Origin of the sequence: Microbulbifer mangrovi (assembly GCF_002009015.1) — a bacterium.
GTDB classification, from domain to species: Bacteria; Pseudomonadota; Gammaproteobacteria; order Pseudomonadales; family Cellvibrionaceae; genus Microbulbifer; species Microbulbifer mangrovi.
Genome location: NZ_LZDE01000187.1, coordinates 1 through 6,682 on the forward strand (window position 1 = coordinate 1; position 6,682 = coordinate 6,682).

Consider the following 6,682-nt stretch of genomic DNA (forward strand, 5'->3'; position numbering starts at 1 on the left):
TGGGGGCCGCGCAGTACTTCGATCCCTTCCAGGTCGAACAGGTCCAGGATCACGCCCGCGTTGATGCCCATATACATACCGTCGACAAACACACCTACGGTGGGGTCAATGGAGGGAATGGAACTGTTTACCCCGAGACCGCGTACGGTAAAGTTGGCGGTACTTTTAATGGTGCCCGCATCGTCCATCTGCACGTTGGGCATTTTGAAGGCGAGGCTCTCGAGGTCGCGGGTCTGCAACGCTTCAAGCTGGTCGCCGGAGTATGCGGTCGCGGCAACCGGTACGTCCTGCAGACGCTCTGCGTCCCCGCGTTTCCGCGCGACGACTTCTACTTCTTCCAGCAGGGTATTGATGGAATTTTCTGCCGCGTGGGCCGAACCCACACCGCAGGCCAAGGACATGGCCGCGAATGAACAGGCCGAAGCCAGAACCAGGTTCTTGCCTCTGCTGTTTACTGTTTTCAGGGTAAATTGATGATTATTGAAAGCATCAGATTGGCTTCCCATTATTTTCTCTCCATTGCACCGAGTTATTTTTATGTATTTTTCAGCAACAGAACTACCGCGACCGGTACCACTTTGTCACCACACCCTCAGGTGACCCGGCCAGCAACCGCGCTGTCTTCTGCCGCCCCTGTGCCGGGGCTGACAGGAGAAGACTACAAGAGGTTTTTCCGTTACAAAAGTTTATTTTTTTGAGTAATTCATTCTACTTATTCCTGTCGACCTGAAATACGAGTCACAGAAATAACCCAAAAAAAATGACTGCACCGTCACGCCGGAGTCACGTCAGAAATCGTTCCCTTACTTCTCCAAACCACCGGTTCAGTAGCGGACTCCGACCAAATTGATCCCAACGGTAACACTTCGCAAGCCGTACCAAATTAGGCGAACAAATATCAGGTATCCGTTTCACCAATAGCCTGCTGACAGTACCGAGTGTGTGCCGGGATATCCCCATGCGCCATAACCTCACCGGTAATGCCTGGGGCACCGCCTTGCTTGGTCCGGTGCAGGGCCGGCTTCACTGCCTGACCTGAATATTCCCCGGCAATACACCCGACTTCCATTACCCCAGCGGTAGTGGCACGCATCCTGCGGCAACGTCAATCTGTGCCCCTATCAAGATAAATAGTTACAGGGGTATACCGAACGTGAACAATGAGTACACGCCGGAAGAACAGACATTTCGCAGCGAAGTGCGACAGTTCCTCAAGGACAAACTACCGCAGGATATCCAGAGAAAGACGCTGCTGGGCATGCATCTGGAAAAAGACGACTGCGTTCGCTGGCAGAAAATACTGCACAAGCAGGGCTGGGCCGCAGTGAACTGGCCCGTAGAGCATGGTGGAACCGGCTGGACCGCAACCCAGAAAAACATCTTCGAGACCGAATGCGCCCTGGCAGGTGCGCCGGAGGTCATACCATTTGGCATGAAAATGGTAGCGCCGGTCATTTTCACCTTCGGCAGTACAGAGCAGCAGCAACGCTTCCTGCCAGACATCCTGGCCAGCAACGTTTGGTGGTGCCAAGGGTATTCAGAACCCAATGCCGGCTCAGACCTCGCCTCCCTGAAAACTACGGCACACCGCGACGGTGACCACTATGTGGTCAACGGCACCAAAACCTGGACCACCCTGGCGCAGTACGCGGACTGGATCTTCTGTCTGGTGCGCACCGGCAGCCCCCAGGAGAAAAACCAGACCGCGATCAGCTTTCTGCTGATCGATATGCGCACACCGGGTATCAGCCTGTCTCCGATCCTCACCCTGGACGGCTACCGGGAAGTCAATGAAGTGCACTTCGACAACGTCCGTGTGCCGGTAGAAAACCGTATCGGCGAAGAAGGCAAAGGCTGGACCTACGCCAAGGTCTTGCTCACCCACGAGCGCACCAACATTGCACGAGTTGCCCAGTCCCGTTGCCAGCTACAGCGCGCCCGCGAACTCGCCAGCGCCACCCCCGATGGCAGTATGGCGTTGATCGACAATCCGATATTCGCCCACAAATTTGCCGAGATAGAAATTGAACTGCTGGCGCTCGAATATACCGAGCTGCGCACCCTGGACGCGATCCGCACCGGGCAGGCACCGGGCCCGGAGTCCTCGATTCTGAAAATCAAAGGGACCGAACTGGCCCAGGCCATCGACGAGCTACATGCAGAGATCGCCGCATACAGCGGGTTGCCCTATGCTCCGTGGCAGCTGGAGGACGACTTCGACGGTGATCGGGTCGGCAGCGATAGCGCCATCAACAGCTGGCTGCGTTACTTCAACAACCGCAAATCATCCATCTACGGCGGGAGTAACGAGATCCAGAAAAACATCATCTGCAAGGCCGTGCTGGGCCTGTAATCGGAGGACGCGGATATGGACTTTTCATTTAGCGAAGAACAACAACTACTGCGCGACAGCGTCACCCGTTTTATCCGACAGGACTATGCGTTTGATATCCGGCAGAAAACGGTAACGAGTAACGAACCTTTCAACCGCGAGTACTGGCAGACGTTCGCCGAGCTGGGCTGGCTGCTGGTGCCCTTCTCCGAAGACGAGGGCGGCCTCGGCGGCTCGGCCGTCGACCTCATGGTGGTGATGGAGGAATTTGGCAAAGGCATGGTGGTTGAGCCGCTGCTTGCCAGCGCGATTCTCGCCGGTGGCTTGATTGCGGAGACGGGCAGCGAGCCCCAGAAAAGCGACTGGCTAACACCGCTGATGGAAGGCAATCTGCAACTGGCGTTTGCCTTTGCAGAATCCCAAGGTCGCTTTGATCTAGCCCGTCTGGCCACTACCGCAAAAGCCGACGGCGATGACCTGATCCTGAGCGGCCACAAAACGGTGGTATTGAATGGCGCCGCCGCGGATACCCTGGTGGTATCGGCCCACACAGGTGCTGCCGAAGAAGGTGGCGTCAGCCTGCTACTGGTTGACGCGGGAACACCGGGTATAACCCGCAACAACTACAAGACGGTAGACGGCCACAATGCGGCCGAGGTCTATTTTGACCAGGTCCGGGTTCCGCGCGCCAATCTGCTGGGTACCGAGGGGCAGGCGCTGCCCGTCATTGAAAAGATTATCGATCGGGCCACCTTTGCCATCTGTGCCGAGGCGGTTGGCGCCATGGAAAGTGCGCTGAAAAAAACCGTGGAGTACACCAAAACCCGCAAGCAGTTCGGTGTCAGCATCTCCAGCTTCCAGGCCCTGCAACACCGCATGGCGGAGATGTTTATCGAATGTCAGCAGGCGCGCTCTATCCTGATGATGGCAGCCATGGAGCTGGATGCCGGCAACGGGGTTGCGCCAAAGGCGGTATCCGCGGCCAAGAGCCGTATCGGTAAAGCCGCCCGTCATGTGGGGCAGGAAGCGGTACAGATACACGGGGGGATCGGGGTAACTGACGAGCTGGATGTGGCACACCTGTTCAAACGCCTCACCGCGATCCAGTATCTGTTTGGCAGTACAGACTTTCACACCCAGCGGTTTATCAGCGCCTGAGCGCCATCAGCCATTTGTGGCCTACCAAAAAAGGCGGCTCCCTGAGGGGCCGCCTTTTTTTGATCGGCAAAGGTCCAAACGGAACACGCCTCAGGGGCTCAACCGCTCGATCTGCCACTCGCCATTATCCAACGCCCGATACACAAACCTGTCGTGCAAGCGCGACGCGCGCCCCTGCCAGAACTCCACCGCATGGGGCTCCACCCGGTAGCCACCCCAAAATTCGGGCCGCGGTACATCCTGGCCCTCGAATCTCTGGCGACAGGCCTCAAAGTTCTCCTCTAGCAACTTTCGCGAAACAATGGCATCACTCTGGTGTGATGCCCAGGCGGCAATCTGGCTGTCGCGCGGACGGCTGCTGAAATATGCATCCGCTTCCGCGTCGCTCAACTGCTCGGCGGTACCGCGCACGATCACCTGGCGCTCGAGAAAGTGCCAGGGAAACAGCAGCGACACTTTGGGGTTAGCGGTAATATCCCAGGCCTTCTGGCTTTTCAGGTTGGTATAGAAAACAAAGCCGTGCTCACCGAATCCCTTCAACAAGACAATGCGCTGAGAAGGCTGGCCGCTCGCGTCTGCGGTACTCAGGCACACTGCGCTCGGGTCGGAAATATCGGCCTTCACCACCTCTTCTAGCCAGGCGCGAAACTGGCTGATGGGATCCTCCGCCAGATCGCTTCGCTGCAGCCCGCCGCGCAGGTAATCCCGTCGCCACTGATCAATTTCCATCGCTGTCATATCCTTACCACTGGTTCATTGGCTGATTCTGAAAAGTCTGCCCGCAAGTTTACGCAGTTGTGTGCCAAATCCCAATTTGCGCAATTTTCCCCGTCACAGGCTGTGACTACACTCAATTATCCGGCGTATTCCCCGGCGGAAACGCAGAGTCTGCGGACGCTTGCAGGGTGCATGTTGGCCCGCTAGGCTCCGGCGCAAATCTGATCGAAAACCTGATCATCCAACTGATAAAAACCCACAAGAGAGTCGGGGTATCGTCCATGCACACGGCTGAACATCAAGATCCACAAAACCCCTCTTGCGCCCAGGTACTGATGCACCTGCTGCGCCAGTACGACGTCGATACCGTATTCGGTATTCCCGGCGTGCACACCATCGAACTGTACCGGGGCCTGCCCGGTAGTGGCTTGACCCATATCACGCCACGCCACGAACAGGGCGCGGCGTTTATGGCGGATGGATATGCGCGCGCCAGCGGCAACCCGGGGGTTTGCTTCTTGATTACCGGCCCAGGGGTAACCAATGCCGCGACGGCCATGGCGCAGGCCTATTCAGACTCCATTCCCATGCTGGTGATCAGTGCTGTCAACCGTCGCGAAGACCTCGGCATGGGCCGCGGTCGCCTGCACGAACTGCCCCGCCAGCAGGACGTGAGCCGTGGTTTCTGCATCTGGCAGCACGCACTAACCAGTGCACAGCAACTGCCGGAAGTGCTGGCGCGCGCGTTCCAGCTGATGCGCGGCGGTCGCCCGGGCCCGGTACATATCGAAATCCCCATCGACCTGTTTCCCGCGCCCATGCCCGGGCGGCTCACAGATTACCGCGCCGCCCCGGCACCGAACCTGCCGGGTACCGACAGCGATACGGTCGGCACCGCAGCCGAATGGCTCAGCTCTGCCGAAAAGCCGGTGATCCTGCTCGGCGGTGGCGCCCAGCACTGCGGCAAAGCGGCCACTGCGTTGGCAGAAAAACTGGCAGCGCCGGTATTCGAATCCCTTGCGGCCAAAGGCATCGTTGATGAACGCCACCCCCTGTGCGGCGGCGCCAACCTGAGCTTTGCCTGTGTGCGCGAGCGCATCGAGTCTGCCGATGTCGTCCTCGCCGTCGGCACCGAGCTGGCCGAAACCGACCGCAATCTGGTACGTGAAAACTACCGGTTCCGCGGCAAACTGATCCGGGTGGATATCGACCCCGCGCAACTGGTGTGCAATGCACAGCCGGACCTCGCTATCTGCGCGGATGCGGGCATCACCCTCGCGAGTCTCTCTGATGCGGCCACCGATAGCGGGGAACCCCGCCGACAGTCGGCCGCGGCAGAAGTGGAATCCCTGCTACACACATGTCGCAGCGAATGGTGGCCGGGATCCGAGGAGCGCTTACCCTGGGTACAGGCCCTGCGCGATGCGCTGCCTGCAGACGGCATTCTGGTAACCGATTCCACGCAGCTGGCCTACAACACCAACCACGCCCTGCCCCTGTACCAGGCACGCAGCCACATCACCTGCACCACCGGCTACGGCACGCTGGGTTTCGCACTGCCTGCCGCCATCGGCGCAGCCCTGGCCAGCCCGCGCCCGGTAATCGGACTGATTGGCGACGGCGGCATCATGTTCACTCTCGGCGAACTGGCAGCAGCAGTAGAGCAGAGGCTGTCACTGCCAATACTGGTATGGAACAACAGTGGCTACGGTGAAATCCGCGACTTTATGGATGAGGCCGCTGTTGAACAGGAAGGGGTCAATCTGCACGCACCGGATTTTGTCACCCTAGCCCGCGCGTTCGGGGCCGAAGGCTGTCGCATTGATCGGCCAGAACAATTGAGTGGGGCAGTGTCAGAGGCCTTTGCGCGCAAAGGCCCAACACTGATCGAGATCACCGCGCCCTGAAGGCGGGAATCAGGGCATCGCAATAAAACGCATTCAATGAGCCGACGCGCTGCTTACTGCGTTATCTGTTCAGTCATAATTTAATATCGGAAACCGACGCAATGGACGTATCAAAACTCAACACGAAACAGCTCTACATCAACGGCGAGTGGCGCGATTCCAAGGGGGGTAGCCTGCACCCCGTTATCAACCCCGCCACCGAAGAAACCCTGTGCGAGGTGATCCAGGGCACGCTTGAGGATGTGGACGATGCGGTGGTCGCCGCCAAAGCCGCTTTCAAGGAATGGCGCCACAGCCGCGCCGCCAAACGCCAGGCCCTGATACACGCTATCGCCGACGGCATGGAAGCCCGCAAGCAGGACCTAATCGACGCGGTATCCCAGGCTCTGGGCTGCCCGCCACATATTACCGAGTGGCTGCATATCGACGGCCCCATCTACGCCATGCGCTACTACGCCGACCGCGCCGCGCTGATGGAAGAAACCGAAAAAGCCGGCCACTCCGTGGTGCTGAAAGAACCGGTAGGCGTGTGCGGGTTTATCACCCCCTGGAACTACCCCCTGCACCA

Annotated in this window: 6 protein-coding genes; 4 read left to right on the top strand and 2 right to left on the bottom strand. The window is 58.7% G+C overall.

Annotated elements, in window-relative coordinates; translation table 11 throughout:
• On the bottom strand, positions 1 to 506 hold a 506-nt coding region (locus B4U49_RS01715), incomplete at its 3' end, for a TonB-dependent receptor plug domain-containing protein (RefSeq protein WP_143735468.1).
• A 647-nt stretch (positions 507 to 1,153) separates the two neighbouring features.
• Here B4U49_RS01715 and B4U49_RS01720 point away from each other — a divergent pair.
• A complete protein-coding gene (locus tag B4U49_RS01720; RefSeq protein WP_078082859.1) occupies positions 1,154 to 2,353 on the top strand; it encodes an acyl-CoA dehydrogenase family protein in 1,200 nt (399 codons plus the stop codon).
• 15 nt (positions 2,354 to 2,368) lie between these two features.
• Positions 2,369 to 3,490, top strand: coding sequence for an acyl-CoA dehydrogenase family protein (locus tag B4U49_RS01725; protein ID WP_078082860.1), 1,122 nt, complete (start codon positions 2,369 to 2,371; stop codon positions 3,488 to 3,490).
• Positions 3,491 to 3,580: 90 nt separating this feature from the next.
• Here the strand turns inward: B4U49_RS01725 and pdxH are convergent, their stop codons facing one another.
• The gene (gene pdxH / locus B4U49_RS01730) at positions 3,581 to 4,219 is read right to left on the bottom strand and encodes a pyridoxamine 5'-phosphate oxidase (protein ID WP_078082861.1); all 639 of its coding nucleotides are present in this window, start codon (positions 4,217 to 4,219) and stop codon (positions 3,581 to 3,583) included.
• A gap of 269 nt (positions 4,220 to 4,488) precedes the next feature.
• On the opposite strand from pdxH, the gene B4U49_RS01735 reads away from it, so the two are divergent.
• Both B4U49_RS01735 and B4U49_RS01740 read left to right on the top strand, forming a co-directional pair.
• Complete coding sequence (locus B4U49_RS01735) at positions 4,489 to 6,114, top strand: 5-guanidino-2-oxopentanoate decarboxylase (protein WP_078082862.1); 1,626 nt, start codon at positions 4,489 to 4,491, stop codon at positions 6,112 to 6,114.
• A gap of 101 nt (positions 6,115 to 6,215) precedes the next feature.
• Positions 6,216 to 6,682: aldehyde dehydrogenase family protein (locus B4U49_RS01740; protein WP_143735469.1), on the top strand; the 467-nt coding region annotated here is incomplete at its 3' end.